At 60.2% G+C, this 16418-nt stretch carries 17 protein-coding genes; 8 read left to right on the forward strand and 9 right to left on the reverse strand.

Annotated elements, in window-relative coordinates; genetic code table 11:
* The first annotated feature begins 605 nt into the window (after positions 1-605).
* Positions 606-1001, forward strand: coding sequence for a hypothetical protein (locus GGR61_RS19085; RefSeq protein ID WP_184623415.1), 396 nt, complete (start codon positions 606-608; stop codon positions 999-1001).
* A gap of 91 nt (positions 1002-1092) precedes the next feature.
* Positions 1093-1488 (forward strand): H-NS family nucleoid-associated regulatory protein, encoded by a 396-nt coding sequence (locus tag GGR61_RS19090; protein WP_184407479.1) that lies wholly within the window; start codon positions 1093-1095, stop codon positions 1486-1488.
* 453 nt (positions 1489-1941) lie between these two features.
* Here GGR61_RS19090 and glgX read toward each other — a convergent pair whose 3' ends face one another.
* Positions 1942-4074, reverse strand: coding sequence for a glycogen debranching protein GlgX (gene glgX, locus GGR61_RS19095; protein ID WP_184623353.1), 2133 nt, complete (start codon positions 4072-4074; stop codon positions 1942-1944).
* 469 nt (positions 4075-4543) lie between these two features.
* Here glgX and rimK point away from each other — a divergent pair, with 469 nt between their 5' ends.
* The 4 genes from rimK to GGR61_RS19115 all read left to right on the forward strand — a co-directional run bounded on the left by rimK (position 4544) and on the right by GGR61_RS19115 (position 8142).
* Positions 4544-5449: a 30S ribosomal protein S6--L-glutamate ligase gene (rimK, locus tag GGR61_RS19100; protein ID WP_184623355.1), complete on the forward strand. Its 906-nt coding sequence runs from the start codon at positions 4544-4546 to the stop codon at positions 5447-5449.
* Positions 5450-5859: 410 nt separating this feature from the next.
* A complete protein-coding gene (locus GGR61_RS19105; protein ID WP_184407476.1) occupies positions 5860-6033 on the forward strand; it encodes a hypothetical protein in 174 nt (57 codons plus the stop codon).
* A 104-nt stretch (positions 6034-6137) separates the two neighbouring features.
* On the forward strand, positions 6138-6815 hold the full coding sequence (locus tag GGR61_RS19110; protein WP_003490678.1) for a response regulator transcription factor: 678 nt from the start codon (positions 6138-6140) through the stop codon (positions 6813-6815).
* Positions 6808-8142: a HAMP domain-containing sensor histidine kinase gene (locus tag GGR61_RS19115; protein WP_184407475.1), complete on the forward strand. Its 1335-nt coding sequence runs from the start codon at positions 6808-6810 to the stop codon at positions 8140-8142. Before GGR61_RS19110 ends, GGR61_RS19115 begins: the two co-directional genes overlap by 8 nt.
* Here the strand turns inward: GGR61_RS19115 and GGR61_RS19120 are convergent, their stop codons facing one another.
* From GGR61_RS19120 to GGR61_RS19145, 6 genes are all read right to left on the reverse strand, one after another.
* Positions 8143-8445 (reverse strand): type II toxin-antitoxin system RelE/ParE family toxin, encoded by a 303-nt coding sequence (locus GGR61_RS19120; protein WP_184623357.1) that lies wholly within the window; start codon positions 8443-8445, stop codon positions 8143-8145.
* Positions 8442-8627, reverse strand: coding sequence for a hypothetical protein (locus GGR61_RS19125; RefSeq protein ID WP_006448358.1), 186 nt, complete (start codon positions 8625-8627; stop codon positions 8442-8444). The genes GGR61_RS19120 and GGR61_RS19125 overlap by 4 nt, the downstream gene beginning before the upstream one ends.
* 97 nt (positions 8628-8724) lie before the next feature.
* Positions 8725-9126, reverse strand: a complete 402-nt coding sequence (locus GGR61_RS19130; protein WP_184623359.1) for a SymE family type I addiction module toxin — start codon at positions 9124-9126, stop codon at positions 8725-8727.
* Between the two features lie 524 nt (positions 9127-9650).
* A complete protein-coding gene (gene coaE, locus GGR61_RS19135; protein WP_184623361.1) occupies positions 9651-10274 on the reverse strand; it encodes a dephospho-CoA kinase in 624 nt (207 codons plus the stop codon).
* A 13-nt stretch (positions 10275-10287) separates the two neighbouring features.
* Complete coding sequence (locus tag GGR61_RS19140; RefSeq protein WP_002812278.1) at positions 10288-11151, reverse strand: A24 family peptidase; 864 nt, start codon at positions 11149-11151, stop codon at positions 10288-10290.
* Positions 11152-11157: 6 nt separating this feature from the next.
* Positions 11158-12417, reverse strand: a complete 1260-nt coding sequence (locus tag GGR61_RS19145; RefSeq protein WP_184623363.1) for a type II secretion system F family protein — start codon at positions 12415-12417, stop codon at positions 11158-11160.
* 346 nt (positions 12418-12763) lie between these two features.
* Here GGR61_RS19145 and GGR61_RS19150 point away from each other — a divergent pair, with 346 nt between their 5' ends.
* Both GGR61_RS19150 and pilB read left to right on the forward strand, forming a co-directional pair.
* The gene (locus tag GGR61_RS19150; RefSeq protein WP_184623364.1) at positions 12764-13198 is read left to right on the forward strand and encodes a pilin; all 435 of its coding nucleotides are present in this window, start codon (positions 12764-12766) and stop codon (positions 13196-13198) included.
* 555 nt (positions 13199-13753) lie between these two features.
* Entirely contained in the window at positions 13754-15490 is a 1737-nt protein-coding gene (pilB, locus tag GGR61_RS19155) for a type IV-A pilus assembly ATPase PilB (protein ID WP_184623366.1), read from the forward strand.
* A gap of 8 nt (positions 15491-15498) precedes the next feature.
* Here the strand turns inward: pilB and GGR61_RS19160 are convergent, their stop codons facing one another.
* On the reverse strand, positions 15499-16116 hold the full coding sequence (locus tag GGR61_RS19160; protein ID WP_184623368.1) for a Fic family protein: 618 nt from the start codon (positions 16114-16116) through the stop codon (positions 15499-15501).
* The gene (locus tag GGR61_RS19165; RefSeq protein ID WP_184407469.1) at positions 16113-16295 is read right to left on the reverse strand and encodes a YhfG family protein; all 183 of its coding nucleotides are present in this window, start codon (positions 16293-16295) and stop codon (positions 16113-16115) included. Before GGR61_RS19165 ends, GGR61_RS19160 begins: the two co-directional genes overlap by 4 nt.
* Between the last annotated feature and the right edge of the window lie 123 nt (positions 16296-16418).

Here is a 16418-nt window from a genome sequence, read left to right on the forward strand (position 1 = left end):
CGCCACGCCCGATCCACTCGCGCACCAGCGTACGACGCGCCGGTGCGCTTACCACTTTTTTCGCAGCGCATCCTTGATCAGGTCGTTCTCGAACAGCTGCGCCCGCTTCGGCTTCGCGCAGGAAGCCAATAATCTGTTCCTCGGTAAAGCGCTTCTTCACGTCCGATCTCCTCGGGGTAGGGAATTGGACTCCAAACTGAGGCGCCACTCAAAATCGGGGGGACGTCGCCGGCATCCTGGTCTCTGAATAGTCAGAAATGGATGGATGAAAGTATGAAAAATTTCGGGCGGCGATGCTTGATCTGAGCATTGCCGGTTAAGCATTTCTCACAGGTTTTTGCATCTTTTCATGCCCGGCGATTTTCGGCGATCTTCATGGCGTGCCATGTCTCGGTCGGTAAAACGGAGTGGGTAGCCTGGTCGATTTAGGTAATATCCATTTGCAAGATGACCTCGCAGACACAATGACGACGATTGCAGTTGTAACTGCATGTAGAGCATCGCTGCCAACATTTTCCGTTATTTCCTTCGCAGTCGTGGGGAACTTCCTGATTGAGAAGGTGCGCCATGACAGGCATAGTGCAAGCCATTATCGAGCGAGCACCATGACGACCACTCATTCCCAACTTGTTGGCGCGCTGATCAAGGGAATGCGTCGCGCCCAGGCTGCACGCGCGGCCTCGGTGGCCTACTGCACCGGGCTGGCGCAACAGATAAGCACCGGCTTCGGCACGCCGGACGATGCGGGCAAGGTGCTGGAGATGTTCGCGCTCGACGCCGAGCAGATCCGTGAGCTGGGGTTGATCGGCGTCGAAGAACTTGGCGAGACGGTGTGCCACGCCTGGTCGATCAATGCCGGTGAGCTGGAGCGGGTGATGCAGTGGTTCTCTGCGCCACGGGTCGAATTTGTTGGCAAGCATTGCAGCGAGCTGATCCGGGCCGGGCGTATCGGGCCGGTGCTGACCATGGCCCGGGAGCATGCGCTGCAGTGCCATCGCTGAGCGCCGGCAGACCAACGTAAAACTCGGCGCTTTACGCTAGCCTTCGCAACGGCAATACTCGCTGACCCCTCCCAACCCTTTAGTTTTGCCAATGCGCCAGGTTCCGCCCGCCTCACCCGCCGCCGCCGCCGCCAAAGCCAAATTGCTGGAGGAGCTCCGTAAGCTGGAGCAGGAAGAGGCCCAGCTGAAGTATGCCCAGACGCTGGAAGCGTTCGACCATGTTGTCGAGGTGCTCACCCAGTTCGGTAGCCGGTTCAACGCAAAACAGAAGTCACAGATCGCCTCCCTGGCGATGACTGGCAAGTCCAAGGGGCCGCTGTCGTCCACCGGCGAAGTCGTGGCCAAATACTGGATTCCGCACTCCGGCGAGACCTGGTCCGGGCGCGGTCGCACGCCGCGGGCGTTCAAGGCCTGGGAAGGCACCAGCTCCTACAAGGAATGGAAAGCCAATCATCCGGACAAGCGGTTTCCGTTGTATCCGGGTTGAGGTTTATTGAAGTCAGGGCATTGCTGGTACGGTCTTTTTGTTGGGTGTTTGCCAGCGATCGATCGGCGCATGGTCGTTTGAAGTCGTCGTTCGCGGTCCTGCGCGATCTGCAGTTGCAGTTGCAGGAACCGCGCCGCGTCAGTGCATACCGAGACTTTTTCGCAGCCTGCCGGCCTGCATTCCAGTTCCTGCGCGTCCGTTAGCTTTCTGTCGCTGACTTGGCCGGGTTTCAACTCGGGCAAGGGGCAATGCTGCCACCTTCTTCCTGGCTTGGCACAGTGTCTGGTTGAACCGGGCCGACATAGGGCGGCATTCGATTGTGCAGCGGCATACCCCAATAAACTGCAGTTGCGTTGCGTGGAAAGCGTTCAAACTATCGCCCGCACGCCAACGTGAAAAACGCGCCGCCCGCCAGAAATCAGCGGGCAGCGCGCTTGTTTCACCGCTCAAGCGTTACTGATCGCTTTTGCACTCAAACACCGAGACGCTACGCGGCGGTGCCAGAAACTCGCTGGCGCCTGCGGGCATCATGTCCACTTCCAGCGCCTCGTCGGTCGACAACACCAGCTTCCAGTACACCGCCTCGTCGGTGGCGGGCAGGGTGAAGGTCACGCCCTCATGGTAAGCGTTGATGACGATCAACAAGGTGGCGTCGTTGGCCAGTTCCTTGACGCCTGAGGTCTGCGCCTTGCCTTCCAGCAGCAAACCCACCGAGCGCGCGCCGGTATCGTTCCAGTGCGCCTCTTCCATCTCGCTGCCACCCGGATTGAGCCAGATGAGATCGCGCAGGCCGGCTTCCTCGTTGTACTGGCCATTGAGGAAGCGGCCGCGCGACAGGATCGGGTAGCGCTTGCGTAACTGCGTGAGCGCCTTGACGAACTCGGTCAGGCGGCCATCGGTGGGGTCATTCTCCCAATCCAGCCAGGTGATCGCGTTGTCCTGGCAATAGGTGTTGTTGTTGCCGCCTTGCGATTGCGCACGCTCATCGCCGGCCAGCACCATCGGCGTACCTTGCGACAGCAACAGCGTGGCGAGCAGGTTCTTCATCTGCCGCTCGCGGATCTGCAGGATGTCGGGGTTGTCGGTGTCGCCTTCTTCGCCGTAGTTGCACGACCCGTCATTGGACGAACCGTCGCGGTTGTCCTCGCCGTTGTCGATGTTGTGCTTCTCGTTGTAGCTCACCAGATCGCGCAGGGTGAAGCCATCGTGCGCGGTGATGAAGTTGACCGAGGCCCACGGACGACGGCCGCGACGATCGAATAGATCTGCCGAACCGGTAAAGCGCGTGGCGAACTCGGCCAGCATGCCCTCGTCGCCCTTCCAGAAGGCGCGCGCGTTGTCGCGGAACTTGTCGTTCCATTCCGTCCAGCCAGGCGGGAAATGGCCCACCTGGTAACCGCCCGGGCCACAGTCCCATGGCTCTGCGATCAGCTTGATTTCCGATAGCAGCGGGTCCTGGTTGCACGCATCCAGGAAGCCGCCACGTTGATCGAAACCGCTCGGCTCGCGGCCAAGAATCGTGGCCAGGTCGAAACGGAAACCGTCCACGTGCATCTCGCCCGCCCAGTAGCGCAGCGAATCGTTGACGAACTGGATCACCCGCGAATTGCTGAGATTCAGCGTGTTTCCGGTGCCGGTGTCGTTGATGTAATAGCGTTTGTCTTCGGCGAGGCGGTAATAACTGGCGTTATCGATGCCCTTGAACGACAGCGTCGGCCCCAGCTCGCTGCCTTCTGCGGTGTGGTTGTAGACCACGTCCAGAATGACTTCCAGGCCTTGCTTGTGCATGGCCTTGACCATGTCGCGGAACTCGTCGCGATGGCCGCTGGCCAGATAGCGCGATTTCAACGCGAAAAACCCGATGGTGTTGTAGCCCCAGTAGTTGCGCAGGCCCTTGTCGAGCAGATGCTGGTCGTCCAGATACGCATGGACCGGCAATAGCTCGACCGCAGTGACACCCAGGTCCTTGATGTATTGCAGCACCTGCGGCTGCGCCAGGCCGGCGAAGGTGCCGCGCACGGCCTCTGGCACCTGTGCATTGCGCATGGTGTAGCCGCGTACGTGGGTTTCATAAATCACCATCTCATTCCACGGCTTCAGCAGCTGCGTGTCGTCTTCCCAGTCGTAGGTATCTTCGACCACCACGCATTTGGGCATGAATGGCGCGCTGTCGCGCTCGTCGAAGCTGAGGTCGCCATCGGGATGGCCCACGGTGTAGCCATAGAGCTCGTCTGCCCACACCAGATCGCCTTCGAGTTCACGCGCATACGGGTCCATCAACAGCTTGTTGTGGTTGAAGCGATGACCTTCGGTCGGCGCATACGGGCCGTGGACGCGATAGCCGTAACGCTGGCCAGGTTTGACGTCGGGCAGATAGCCGTGCCAGATCTCGTTGGTGTATTCGGGTAGGTCGACGCGGACTTCGGTGCCCTGTTCGTCGAACAGGCACAGCTCCACCCGTGTGGCATGCGCAGAAAACAGCGCGAAATTGGTGCCTTTGCCATCGAACATGGCGCCGCGTGGAAACGGGCGTCCCTGGCGGATGCGGGAGGGGTTGGCATAGGCCGCGCTTGCTGGACGTCGCATGAAGAGTCTCGGGTGCGCCGGCATGCCGGCATGAGGGGGCGCAAGCATTGCGTTTTCAGCTGTGCAAAAGGCGTTACGACCGGAAGGGTGCCGCGTGAGGGCGACAGCCATGCTCGCATTGGCTGGACGTGGATAGCTGGGACAGGGGAGCTTTGCGCACGGTGCCATAGGTCGATGCGATCCGTCATGCGTAACGTAGCGCCCGGTTTGTCGCCCATCACCCCAATGCGGCACCTTGTGCCGCGCATGCACAGGTTGCTTGAGTGCCGCGCGCGCGCCCTGCTAGCATCGATGCAGTTGAGGTTGCGCAGTGCGTGCGTCGCCGCAACGTTCTTGGAGACGCTACGTTGTCCCATCCTCGGGCCGTCGCACACCAGTCGGGTTGTTTGCGTGCAGTGCAGGATTGCAGCTTGCACGCGCGATCGGCCGGAGGCGCGGACATGGCTCACCCGTCATCAGACTCCGAACCATGTCCAGGCCGCGCCGTGTGCCCGCTGCTATGAAAATCGCCATCCTCTCGCGCAACAGCAAGCTGTATTCGACCCGAAGGCTGATCGAAGCCGGGCGCAAGCGTGGCCATACCGTGCGCATCCTCGACCCGCTGCGCTGCTATATGCGTATCGCTGCCGATGGCTTCAGCCTGCACTACAAGGGCAAGCCCATCACCGGCTTCGATGCGGTCATCCCGCGCATCGGTGCCTCGGTCACCCGTTACGCCACTGCCGTGCTGCGCCAACTCGAGTTCATGGGTACCTATACGCCGAACCCGTCCGACGCCATCCTGCGTTCGCGCGACAAGCTGCGTGCGCATCAGTTGCTGGCGGCGCAAGGCATCGACATGCCGGTGACCGTGTTCGGCGACAACCCTGACGACACCCAGGATCTGCTGTCCATGCTCGGCCCGCCGCCGCACGTGGTGAAGTTGAACGAAGGCGCGCAGGGCGCCGGGGTGATCCTGACCGAGAAGGCCAGCGCCTCGCGCGGCGTGGTCGAGGCGCTGCGTGGGCTCTACGCCAACTTCATCGTGCAGGAGTTCATCGGCGAGGCCGAAGGCGCGGACCTGCGCTGTTTCGTGGTCGGCAACCGGGTGGTGGCGGCCATGCGCCGCCAGGCGGCCGAAGGCGACTTCCGCTCCAACCTGCATCTGGGCGGCAGCGCCGCCGTGGCCGAAGCCACGCCGCAGGAGCAGGAGGTGGCGGTGCGCTCGGCACGCGCACTGGGCCTGGCCGTGGCTGGCGTGGACCTGATTCGCTCCCGGCGCGGGCCGCTGGTGCTGGAGGTCAACTCGACCCCTGGCCTGGAAGGGGTGGAAGGTGTCTGCGGGGTCGATGTGGCGGCCAGCATCATCGAGCATCTGGAGCAGTCGATCCGTTGATCGGTATGTCGCCGCCCTTATCGAAAAATTAACGAAAATGTAATCCTTGGCCCGCTAGCCTCACCCGACCGTAGCTCCGCTCTCGGCAGTGACGGTGATCGGGATGAACTTTTGGCCCAAGTGCGGTGTCGCACTTGGGCCTTTTTATTGAACGACTTGCCGCCCCCGGGGTTCGCGTCTACATTCGCCAAATGTTAAATCGGTCAGACACAAGGAGGCGTCAGCATGGCCAATCAATCGAGCGCGGGGTGGCTGGCCACGGGTACCCGGTGCTTCCAACAGCCAGACGTGGCTGCGCGGGGCAGCGCCGACACCCTATTCAAGCCGCTGGCAGATCAGGTACGCGCGGGTCCGAGGAGGGCGCGAAAGACTCCGGGATCAGTCAGGATGAGCGCGTTAAGGTGGCGGCAGTGATCGACCGGATCCTGGCGCGACTGAAGGCATGTCCGAACGCGACGCTGCTGCCAGCACGGCGTGGCGCTATCGGCAGCGATCAGGAGGTCGTCACCAGAATTTTGACCAAGGCGAGCGAAAATAGCCGGCTGATGTGCCGGCGCCAGCGCGCACTTGGTTTTTGCAGATGAGCACCAAGCAGTGGATCACGGCCGCCCGTGCCGGATGACGACTGTGAGGCAAGACGAAATTTCTCGGCGCCAGCGCTAAAAACAGCTTAACCAATGAGGTTCCAGTGCGAATTCTAGTAATCGAAGACAACAGCGATATCGCCGCCAATCTGGGCGACTATCTTGAAGACCGTGGCCACACCGTGGACTTTGCCGCCGATGGCGTCACCGGTCTGCATCTGGCGGTGGTGCACGAGTTCGACGCCATCGTGCTCGACCTCAATCTGCCCGGCATGGACGGTATCGAGGTGTGTCGCAAGCTGCGCAACGAAGCGCGCAAGCAGACGCCGGTGCTGATGCTCACCGCGCGCGATTCGCTGGACAACAAATTGGCCGGCTTCGACTCCGGCGCCGACGACTATCTGATCAAGCCGTTCGCGCTGCAGGAAGTGGAAGTGCGGCTCAACGCGCTGTCGCGTCGCGGCAAGGGCGTCCACACGCGCGTGCTGGAAACCGGCGACCTGGAATACAACCTGGACACGCTGGAAGTGCGTCGTCGCGGCAAGCTGTTGCAGCTCAATCCGACCGCACTGAAGATCCTGCAGGCGCTGATGGAAGCCTCGCCGGCCGTGGTCACCCGCCAGGAGCTGGAAACCCGCGTCTGGGGCGAGGAGTTGCCGGATTCGGACTCGCTGCGCGTGCATATCCACGGCCTGCGCGCGGTCGTCGACAAGCCGTTCGACGTGCCGATGATCCAGACCCGTCATGGCATCGGCTACCGCATCGCTTCGCCCGATGCCTGAAAGCCATGGCGGCGTGCGGCCCGCTCCCAAGCGTGGCCGCTACCGGCGGCGCCTGCGCAGCCGCATCATCCTGTCGTTCGTGTTGTTGGGCTTCTGCCTGACGACACTGTTCGCCTTCGCCACCAACTGGGCGCGCTCGCGCGTGGAAAACCAGTTGGTCGAAGACGTGATGAATCGCAATATCGACGCGTTCGCGCAGCGCTTCTATTCCGACCCGTTGCGCAACCCCGATCTGCCGGTGCAGCAGATGCGTGGACGCGTGGTCAAAAGCGATAAGTTCGACGCGCTGCGGCTGGAGCAGCCGGAGTGGTACCGATTGCCCGACGGCATCCACACCATTTCCGGTGTGGACGAGAGCGGCAACGCGTATTCGTACAAGCTGGCCGTGCGCAAGACACCGAGCGAGTGGTTCTTCCTGGCCTACGACATGACCCAGACGCTCAAGGGCGAGATCCAGCTCAAGCGCACGTTGATGTTGTCGGTGCTGGTGTTCAGCGGATTTTCGCTGCTGATCGGCTGGTGGTCCGCCTCCAAGGTCATGCGCCCGGTGTCGGACCTGGCCGCGCGCCTGCGCGCTTACCGCGGCGGTACCAGCGAACCCAAGCCCTTGGCCGCGCACTTCCCCGATGACGAAGTGGGCCAGCTTGCCGAAGCGCTGGACGACTATTCGGCCCGCCTCACCGAAGTCGTGCAACGCGACCGCGAATTCAACGCCGACGTCAGCCATGAACTGCGCACCCCGCTGGCGGTGATTCGTGGCGCTACCGAATTGCTGCTCACCCGGCCCAACCTGGATGAAAAAGTGCTGCAACGTCTGCAGCGCATCCAGCGTGCCGAACTGCAGTGCAGCGACCTGATCGGCTCGCTGCTGCTGCTCTCGCGCAACGAACGCGGCCAGGGCAGCAGCAACGTCGCCAAGGTGGCCGAACAACTGATCGACGCGCATCGCGCACAACTTGGTGGCAAGCCACTGGAGTTGCTGATCGAAGGCGAGCGCGATCTGGTCATCGACGCCCCCGAGTCCGCACTGTCGGTCGCGCTAGGCAACCTGATCGGCAATGCGGTCAAGTACACCCAGGACGGCCAGGTGCGCGTGCGCGTGCTGAGCGATGCGGTGGAAGTCATCGACTCCGGCCCCGGCCTGAGCGAGGAGGACGCCGCCAAACTGTTCCAGCGCGGCTACCGCGGCACCCACGCCGGCCACTCGCAAGGCGGCGGCATCGGCCTGTCGATCGTCAGCCGGCTCTGCGATCTGTATGGCTGGCGGGTGAGTGTGCGCCCGGGGCAGGAGCGTGGCGTGATTGCCACGTTGGCGTTTCGGCGGTGATCAACGATGTAGGTCGGACAGGTCCGATGGCATCAGTTGGCGGTAGTGCAGCACCGTCAGGATATCCACCTGCGTTGGCGTAACGCGGTAGATCAGTCGGTAAGGGCGTTCCAGCAACTCCCGCACCTCAGCGGGTGCGTAGCGTGGCAGCGCTCTGCCCATCGCGGGCGAATGACCCAGCTCCAATGCGCGCCGCGCCAGGGCGACTGTCACCGCTTTCGCCATGGATGGTGCATGCTCTTTCAGATAGGCCTGGATTTCCAGCAGCCTGGCGTGGGCGCTTGGCGTCCAATACACCCTCACGCAGACAATTCAAGCTGCCGAAGCACATCCTCAGCAGCAATCAACTGCCCGCCATCTGCCTCTTCGATCCCCTTTTCAATAGCCCGGTGCAGTGCGGCTTGGTAGATCAGGTCCTCCCAGCGTGCATCTTCGGGCAACGCATCCACCAATTGGTGAGCTTGCTGTTTGAAGAGAGCGGACATGGCAGGCACCTCACGAAGAGTGGGTTCGATTCTAGTCCCCCAGCTGCGGGAGAGCCAGAACCGCTGGGGACGATCGCCGTATGCGGAGGGCAGTCGCTCATGGCGTGTGAGCGCGTACAACCGTCACAACCAATTCTCCCTCACGCGCAGTGATCTGCAGCTTGCAGCCAACCGCAAACCCCAACTGCTCCAGCCACAGCCCGCGCAAGCGCACGCTGGGAATGCGCTGGCTGTGCGGCCGGCCGGGTTCGGCCTCGTAGAACGCATAACCCACTGTGCAGCGCGTGGGCGTGCGCGCCTTGCGGCGTGGGCGCGGCGGCAGATCGTCCACGCGGCGCTTGGGGCGATGGTCGAAGTCGAGGTTGTCCACATCGAAGGTGGGCGATGGAACCAGCCGCACGGGCTGTGCATCGATCGCGCGCTCAGGCTGCTTGGCGGTAGCGGTGCGTTTGGCATTTGGTTTGGACAGCTTGGCGATTGGAGACTGCGCCCGGCTCATCGCCTCACCTCCGCCAGCACCATGGAGCGACGATGCTCACTCACCTGCACTATCGATACATTTGCCATGACAACGCCTCCTTCGAAGAACAGGCAACGTCGCCGGCCGGCGACGGGATGTCGGGAGGTTAGAAACCGCTCATAGCCGGCGGGCGTATTTCTCCCGAAGGAGTGTTGTATTAGCCGCCCTCCCGACGCAGGCATCGTGTCGGCTTGCACCTGCCAACAGGCACAAAAAACCCACCGGTTTGACGGAGGTGGGTACCGCTATGAGAGGAGTTTCTACGCTCCTTGAGGCAGGGGTTGCTACTGGTTGTTTGCAATGTCAATTGCAGGGAAGTAAATCAGGCGAAAGGTGACTTTCCTGATTCGAATGCATCACGCTGTTAGTGGCGCATGCCACATGTACCGGCAGGCCTGCTGTGCAGGAATAGTGGATTCCATGCATTGCATCCAAATCATTTTTCACCGATGTGATGGTGGCCGTTCTGCCGTGGCGCATATCGTATACGGGAGTATCAAACGTTAGTTCCCGATTCGATGGGTTTGAAGCGCCGCTCTGTAAGTCGCATCCAGCCGTTGCGCGTGTTGCGCCAACTGGTCGGTATTGCCCTCATTGCTTGCCACATCATCGGCAATGGCCAGTCGTTGTGTGCGAGAGCTTTGTGCTGCAATCATCTGATCGGCAAGGACTGACGTACTGCCATCGCGTTGCATCAGGCGGGCGTGTTGAAGCGCAACCGGTACGTCGACGACCAGGATGCGGTCGAGCCAGGGATAGGTCGCCCGTGCCCCTGCTTCAGCGAGTAATGGGATTGCTACGATAGCGTAGGGGTGATTGGCCGCTTTGGCTGCGCGCTGCAGTTCGGTGCGAATGGCAGGATGGGTGATCGCTTCGAGCGCTTTCCGCTCGGTTGGATCCGCGAAGACGATGTTGCGTAAGGCTTGCCGATCCAGCGTGCCATCCGGCAACAAAATGCCCTGGCCAAAGCGGTTTGTGATGCCATCAAGTATGAGACCCGGCGCCACCACCTGCCGCGCGACGATATCAGCATCAATCACCGGCACACCCAGCTTCTCGAACTCGGCGGCCAGGGCACTCTTGCCGGAGGCAATGCCGCCGGTAAGGCCGACGATGAAGTCGCTCATCGTCGTGCCCCGGTCAACGCAGGCCTGCGAAGTGCAGGTAGCCGTCCACCAGGTCGTTGCCCCAGAAGAACACCACCCAGCCGGCGATGGCCAGGTAGGGGCCGAACGGGATCGGGGTGGCGCGGTCGCGGCCTTTGGCCACCAGCCAGATCGAGCCGAGGATGGCGCCGACCAGCGAGGAGATCAGAATGATCGGCAGGATGCCTTTCAGCCCGCACCAGGCACCGAGCGCGGCCAGCAGCTTGAAGTCGCCATGGCCCATGCCTTCCTTGCCGGTGAGCTGCTTGAACAGCCACCACACCGTCCACAGCGAGACATAGCCGACCGCCGCGCCCAGCAGGGCGGGCTTGGCCGGCATGTAGAGGTTGTCCATCGAGCCGACCAGACCCAGCCACATCAGCGGCAAGGTCAGCTGGTCCGGCAGCAGCTTGTGGCGCAGGTCGATGCCGGACATCGCCACCAGAAAGCAACTCAGCACGATCGCGCCAAAGCCCTGCCAGCCGAAGCCGAAGCGCCAGACGCTGGCCACGCAAAGGATCGAGGTCAACAACTCCACCAGCGGGTACTGGAGCGAGATCGGCTTGCCGCTGTAGCGCGACTTGCCGCGCAGCATCAGCCAGCTGAAGAGGGGGATGTTCTCCCACCACTTGAGCTTGTCGCCGGTGACCGGGTCGTGCGAGGGCTCCACCACGATGCCCGGCGGCGGCGGCTCGTAGATGTCCGGCAGTTCCAGAATCTCGCGCGCATCGCGCCGCCACTGCCACTCCATGCGCTTGGGCAAGCGCAGGATCACCACGTTCAGGAAGCTGCCGATCAGCAGTCCCAGTCCGGCCGCGGCGGGAAAGCCGAGACCGGGATGCTGGTCGAGAAATGCCATTACGTCTTATCCAACCACTGCGCCGAGTTTGAAGATCGGAAGATACATGCCGATGACCATGCCGCCTACGATGGTGCCGATGAACACCATGATCAGCGGCTCCAGCAGGCTGCTGAGCGCGTCCACAGCGTTGTTGACTTCTTGCTCGAAGTACTCGGCAACCTTGAACAGCATGGCATCCAGTGCACCGGCCTCTTCGCCGATTGCGGTCATCTGGATGACCATGTGCGGGAACAAATTGACCTGTTTCATGGCCATGTTGACCGGATAGCCAACCGATACATCGTCCCGCATGCGGAGTACCGCCTCTTCGTACACCTTATTACCGGTAGCGCCAGCCACGATGCCTAGTGCTTCAACTAGTGGAACACCCGCCTTGAACGTGACAGCAGTGGTCCGAGCGAAGCGTGCGATAGCACTGTTATGCATGATCTGCCCGATAACCGGCACCTTCAGAATCAATCGGTCCATTCCGTGTTGCATGCGCGGGGAGCGCTTGTAGGCAAAAATGAAACCGACCACCCCCCCAACACTCGCAATCAGCATTAGCCACCAATATGAAACCATGAAGCGTGATGCATTAACAATCATCTGCGTAAATGCTGGAAGTTCAGCTCCGAACCCTTTGAAGACATCTTCAAATTGGGGTACCACGAAGATCAGTAGGATTCCGCTTACTAATAGAGCTACCGCCATAACCATTGCGGGATAAAATAATGCTTTTTTTATCTTTCCCTTTAATGCTTCTATGTTTTCTTTGTAGTTGGCAATTGTGTCTAGCACTGTTTCTAGCACGCCTGCACCTTCGCCCGCGCGGACGAGATTCCGGTAGAGCTCGTCAAACTGAACCGGATGCTTACTGATGGCTTCATGTAGCGAAGATCCGCCCTCGATATCGGTCCTTATCTGGCCGACCATTTTTCTCATTCGCGGGTTCTTGTGGCCCTCGCCAATGATCTCGAGCGATCCGACTATGGGAACGCCGGATTTCATCATGGTTGCCATCTGACGACTAAAAAACGCAATGTCCTTGGAGCTGACTTTTTTGCCAGCCGCGCCGAACAGGGGCTTAGGTTTTGGCTTGACGACAGTAGGCGTGATGCCTTGGCGGCGAAGTTCTGCGCGCAACATGTTCACGTTGCGGGCTGCCTGTTCTCCTTTCATCTTGACGCCGCGCTTGTCCATACCTTCCCATATGAAAGGTTGCATATAGCTGCTGCCTCGGTCGGCCGGCTGCTTCTTGATCACGTTACGCGCGACAGACATAACTTTCCCCTTCGGCCATCCCCAGGCCGGAACTATGCCTATAGTAGCGCCTTTAGGCACGCTTCACACGGTGATTCGAACTGCCGGGAAGTGCCCTTATGAGGTTCGTGTAGAGGCTAAAAGTGACGACTTGCGTCACATTGCAAGACGGCTCGCAGTTCTTGAAGCTAGCGCTTCCAATCAGCTCTGGGTCTGCGATGCTTGGTCCCGGGGTAGCTCATAGGTAGGGACGTTGCATTGGCACGCAATTTGCTTGACTAACCCTGCAAGAAACCTGGCGGCTAGGTCATGACGGCCGACGACGCGCAGCAACCATTTTTATTAAACACATCTAGGGGATGTAATCATGAAGAAGCAGCAAGGCTTTACCCTTATCGAATTGATGATTGTTGTGGCAATCATTGCCATCCTGGCCGCCATCGCACTGCCAGCTTACCAAGATTACACAGTTCGATCGCGGGTTTCTGAGGGTCTGGTTCTAGCCTCCGCAGCAAAGACTGTTGTGGCTGAAAACGCGAGCAATGGCACTACGGCCCTAGGGACTGGCTATGCCCCGCCAACTGCAACTACCAATGTTAGTAAGATCGCTGTTGATGATGGAACTGGTGCAATTACCGTAACGATGACCGACAAGGCGAAGGGCGTTGCATTTACGCTAACTCCGAATAGTGGTGGTGCTGCTCTTAAGGGTGGTACTGTGCCCAGTGATGCGATTACTTGGAAGTGTGCCGTATCTAGTGCTACTAACAACAAATACGTTCCAGCTGAATGTCGTGTCTGATAGTTTTTACTTATTAATTGCTAATCCTTGCCGGTGATTTTCACCGGCTTTTCCCCGGGGGTATTTAAGTCGAATAAGTTCACGGGAGCAATGGAGTGGGTGAGCCGAATTGGGGGGTAGAGAATATCTATTTGAATTCAGTTTCAAGTATTTTTCTGCTTTTTCGCCCCGCCCTTCAGCTGCAGATTCTCCGTGAGGTCCAGTACGACTAGCAAATTTTTTGAACGCTCCAATTGCCCCGCGTAGCCTCCTGTGAGGGGGAAGACAGATTGCGTCTGCTGGGTAGTTCCACGGCGCGAGGCAGGTCGTATGCGGGAAAGGGCTGGGTTGAGCGGCTACGATGCCACTAGTGACCGCTTTGTGGGTTTTTAGTGGCCATGGACGGGTTCGTTCAATGCCGTTTTGTTGGGCTAGGCGAGGGCCGTGCCTTTAGCAAGGCTGGGACGGTCAGTGGGGGCAGGTCACGTTGAAGGCGCTTACTGAGGCCGGCGTTTTTGCAATACCCTGTGTGCTCAATGGATGGGTTATTCTTGCCTCCGCATCCTAGGGGGCTGTATGAATGCTTTGACATCTGCCAACCTGGTTGGCATCACCGGTATCGCGCGACGTCTTGTTCAGGACGGGGCTCTTGATGAAGGCTCTGCACGCACTGCCATGGAGCAGGCCGCCAATGCCAAAGTGCCGTTACCGCAATGGTTCTCGGAGAAAAAGCTGGTAACAGCTTCACAACTTGCAGCGGCGAATTCGGTTGAGTTCGGGATGCCGTTGCTGGATGTGTCGTCGTTCGATCCTAACCAGAACGCCGTCAAGCTGGTCAGCGAGGAGTTGCTCCAGAAGTACCAGGTGCTGCCGCTGTTCAAGCGCGGCAACCGATTGTTCGTGGGGGTGAGTGACCCGACCCAGACGCGTGCGCTGGACGACATCAAGTTTCATACCAATCTGGTGGTCGAGCCGATCCTGGTGGACGAGGACCAGATCCGCCGTACCTTGGAGCAGTGGCAGGCCAGCAACGCCTCGCTTGGCTCATCGCTCGGTGACGACGATGACGACATGGGGGATCTGGACGTCTCCACCGGGGACGAGGACATGGGCGCTGGCGGGGATGCCGGGGTCGATGCCAAGGGCGACGACACGCCGGTGGTGAAGTTCGTCAACAAGGTGCTGGTGGATGCGATCCGGCGGGGAGCCTCCGACATCCATTTCGAGCCGTATGAAGACGACTACCGGGTGCGGTTGCGGATCGATGGGCTGTTGAAGAACGTGGCCAAGGCGCCGGTGAAGCTGAGCCAGCGCATCGCGGCACGCCTGAAGGTGATGTCGCAGCTGGACATTGCGGAGAAGCGGGTGCCGCAGGACGGGCGCATCAAGCTCAACCTGTCCAAGACCAAACAGATCGACTTCCGCGTGAGCACCTTGCCGACCCTGTTCGGCGAGAAGGTGGTGCTGCGTATCCTGGACGGTAGCGCGGCCAAGCTGGGCATCGAGAAGCTGGGCTACGAGGCCGATCAGCAGAAGCTGTTCCTGGATGCGATCCACAAGCCGTACGGCATGGTGCTGGTGACCGGTCCGACCGGTTCGGGCAAGACGGTGTCGTTGTATACGGCGCTGGGCATCCTCAACGATGAGACGCGCAATATCTCCACGGCCGAGGATCCGGTGGAAATCCGGTTGCCTGGCGTGAATCAGGTGCAGCAGAACGTCAAGCGTGGCATGACGTTTGCCGCGGCGTTGCGCTCGTTCCTGCGCCAGGATCCAGACATCATCATGGTCGGCGAAATCCGCGACCTGGAGACGGCCGAGATTGCGATCAAGGCAGCGCAGACCGGTCATATGGTGCTGTCCACGCTGCACACCAACGACGCGCCGCAGACCATCGCGCGTCTGATGAACATGGGGATTGCGCCTTACAACATCACCTCGTCGGTGACGTTGGTGATCGCGCAGCGGCTTGCGCGGCGTTTGTGCAGCAACTGCAAGCGCAAGTCGACCTTGCCTGAGCATGCGTTGCTGGCGGAGGGGTTCACCGCAGAGCAGGTCGCTGCGGGGATCGAGCTGTATGAAGCTGTGGGTTGCGAGGAGTGCACCGAAGGCTACAAAGGCCGTACCGGTATCTATCAGGTGATGCCGATGAACGACGAGATCGGCGCGATCGTGCTGGAAGGCGGTAATGCGATGCAGATTGCCGAGGCGGCGCAGAAGATCGGAATCCGCGATCTGCGCCAGTCGGCGCTGGTCAAGGCGGCGCATGGGGTGACCAGCTTGGCTGAGATCAATCGGGTTACCAAGGACTGAGTGGAGCGTCAGTCGTGATCCTGATCGACTGACGGTTCTTCGATCTGCGTGATGCAGCGATCGAAGACTTCTTCCAGCGGGACGTAATCGCATGACACGGCAGCGATGCAGGCTGCAACCCAGGTGCCTGCGCTCACATGCCTCCACGAGACCGCCAGTCCATTGAGCAGCAACCAATGCTCGAAGAATAGGCGCTGCGTCCGACCGTTGCCTTCACGGAACGGGTGAATCATGTTCAATTCGCCATAGAGCTCTGCGACCAACGCCATCTGTGCGGAGCGAGGCAGCGTGGTCAGATCGGTAGCGTCCAGCTGGCTCAGCAAGCGATGCGCTTCGGCTTTAATGCGGCTGCTGATGCAAAATCGTGTGGTGCCCTTGGCGATATCCACGGTTCTGAGCATGCCCGCCCATTCGTAGACTTCATCGAACAGTTGCCGATGCAGGCTGCAAAGATAAGCAAGATCGAACGGTGGCGCGCCGAGTTCGATGGATTGCACTGCGGTTGCTGCAAAGGCGGCTTCTGCCGCCTCCAAAACATCAGGGTCGACGATGTTCAGTTTGTTCCGGAGAACACCTGTGCCGGGATAGCAGGCAGGGTCAGCAATGACCGCATACTTGTCTTTCATCCTGGCCGGGAGAGGGCCAGGTACTTTTTGCGCAATGCCTCTTTGCTGGGTAAGGGGCGCTGATTGTTTGAAGCTGTGTCAGGGGTTTTGATGCCTTCCAAGCGTTGGCTGGCGGCAAAATTGTCCCTGCGAGTGGCGCGATAATGCTCGACAACGGTCTCAAGGCTGGGCTTTTTCATGACGGCTCCTCATGCATGTGCGACCGAGACAAATTATACCTGGATGGGTGGGTCAAGTTGGAGAATCGTAACGGCGCTCCAGTCCTGGCGCTCCCGTCCCCGCACCGCCTGTGATTGCTCAAA

The organism is Xanthomonas sp. 3058, assembly GCF_014199765.1.
GTDB lineage: Bacteria > Pseudomonadota > Gammaproteobacteria > Xanthomonadales > Xanthomonadaceae > Xanthomonas > Xanthomonas campestris_B.

What these genes read in the sequence shown, in the direction of transcription:
- pilB (WP_184623366.1), top strand. Translation starts at nt 13,754, where the DNA reads ATGAATGCTTTGACATCTGCCAACCTGGTTGGCATCACCGGTATCGCG.
- GGR61_RS19145 (WP_184623363.1), bottom strand. Translation starts at nt 12,417, where the DNA reads ATGTCTGTCGCGCGTAACGTGATCAAGAAGCAGCCGGCCGACCGAGGC.
- rimK (WP_184623355.1), top strand. Translation starts at nt 4,544, where the DNA reads ATGTCCAGGCCGCGCCGTGTGCCCGCTGCTATGAAAATCGCCATCCTC.
- glgX (WP_184623353.1), bottom strand. Translation starts at nt 4,074, where the DNA reads ATGCGACGTCCAGCAAGCGCGGCCTATGCCAACCCCTCCCGCATCCGC.
- GGR61_RS19140 (WP_002812278.1), bottom strand. Translation starts at nt 11,151, where the DNA reads ATGGCATTTCTCGACCAGCATCCCGGTCTCGGCTTTCCCGCCGCGGCC.
- GGR61_RS19150 (WP_184623364.1), top strand. Translation starts at nt 12,764, where the DNA reads ATGAAGAAGCAGCAAGGCTTTACCCTTATCGAATTGATGATTGTTGTG.
- GGR61_RS19125 (WP_006448358.1), bottom strand. Translation starts at nt 8,627, where the DNA reads ATGTCCGCTCTCTTCAAACAGCAAGCTCACCAATTGGTGGATGCGTTG.
- GGR61_RS19115 (WP_184407475.1), top strand. Translation starts at nt 6,808, where the DNA reads ATGCCTGAAAGCCATGGCGGCGTGCGGCCCGCTCCCAAGCGTGGCCGC.
- GGR61_RS19160 (WP_184623368.1), bottom strand. Translation starts at nt 16,116, where the DNA reads ATGAAAGACAAGTATGCGGTCATTGCTGACCCTGCCTGCTATCCCGGC.
- GGR61_RS19090 (WP_184407479.1), top strand. Translation starts at nt 1,093, where the DNA reads ATGCGCCAGGTTCCGCCCGCCTCACCCGCCGCCGCCGCCGCCAAAGCC.
- GGR61_RS19085 (WP_184623415.1), top strand. Translation starts at nt 606, where the DNA reads ATGACGACCACTCATTCCCAACTTGTTGGCGCGCTGATCAAGGGAATG.
- GGR61_RS19130 (WP_184623359.1), bottom strand. Translation starts at nt 9,126, where the DNA reads ATGAGCCGGGCGCAGTCTCCAATCGCCAAGCTGTCCAAACCAAATGCC.
- coaE (WP_184623361.1), bottom strand. Translation starts at nt 10,274, where the DNA reads ATGAGCGACTTCATCGTCGGCCTTACCGGCGGCATTGCCTCCGGCAAG.
- GGR61_RS19165 (WP_184407469.1), bottom strand. Translation starts at nt 16,295, where the DNA reads ATGAAAAAGCCCAGCCTTGAGACCGTTGTCGAGCATTATCGCGCCACT.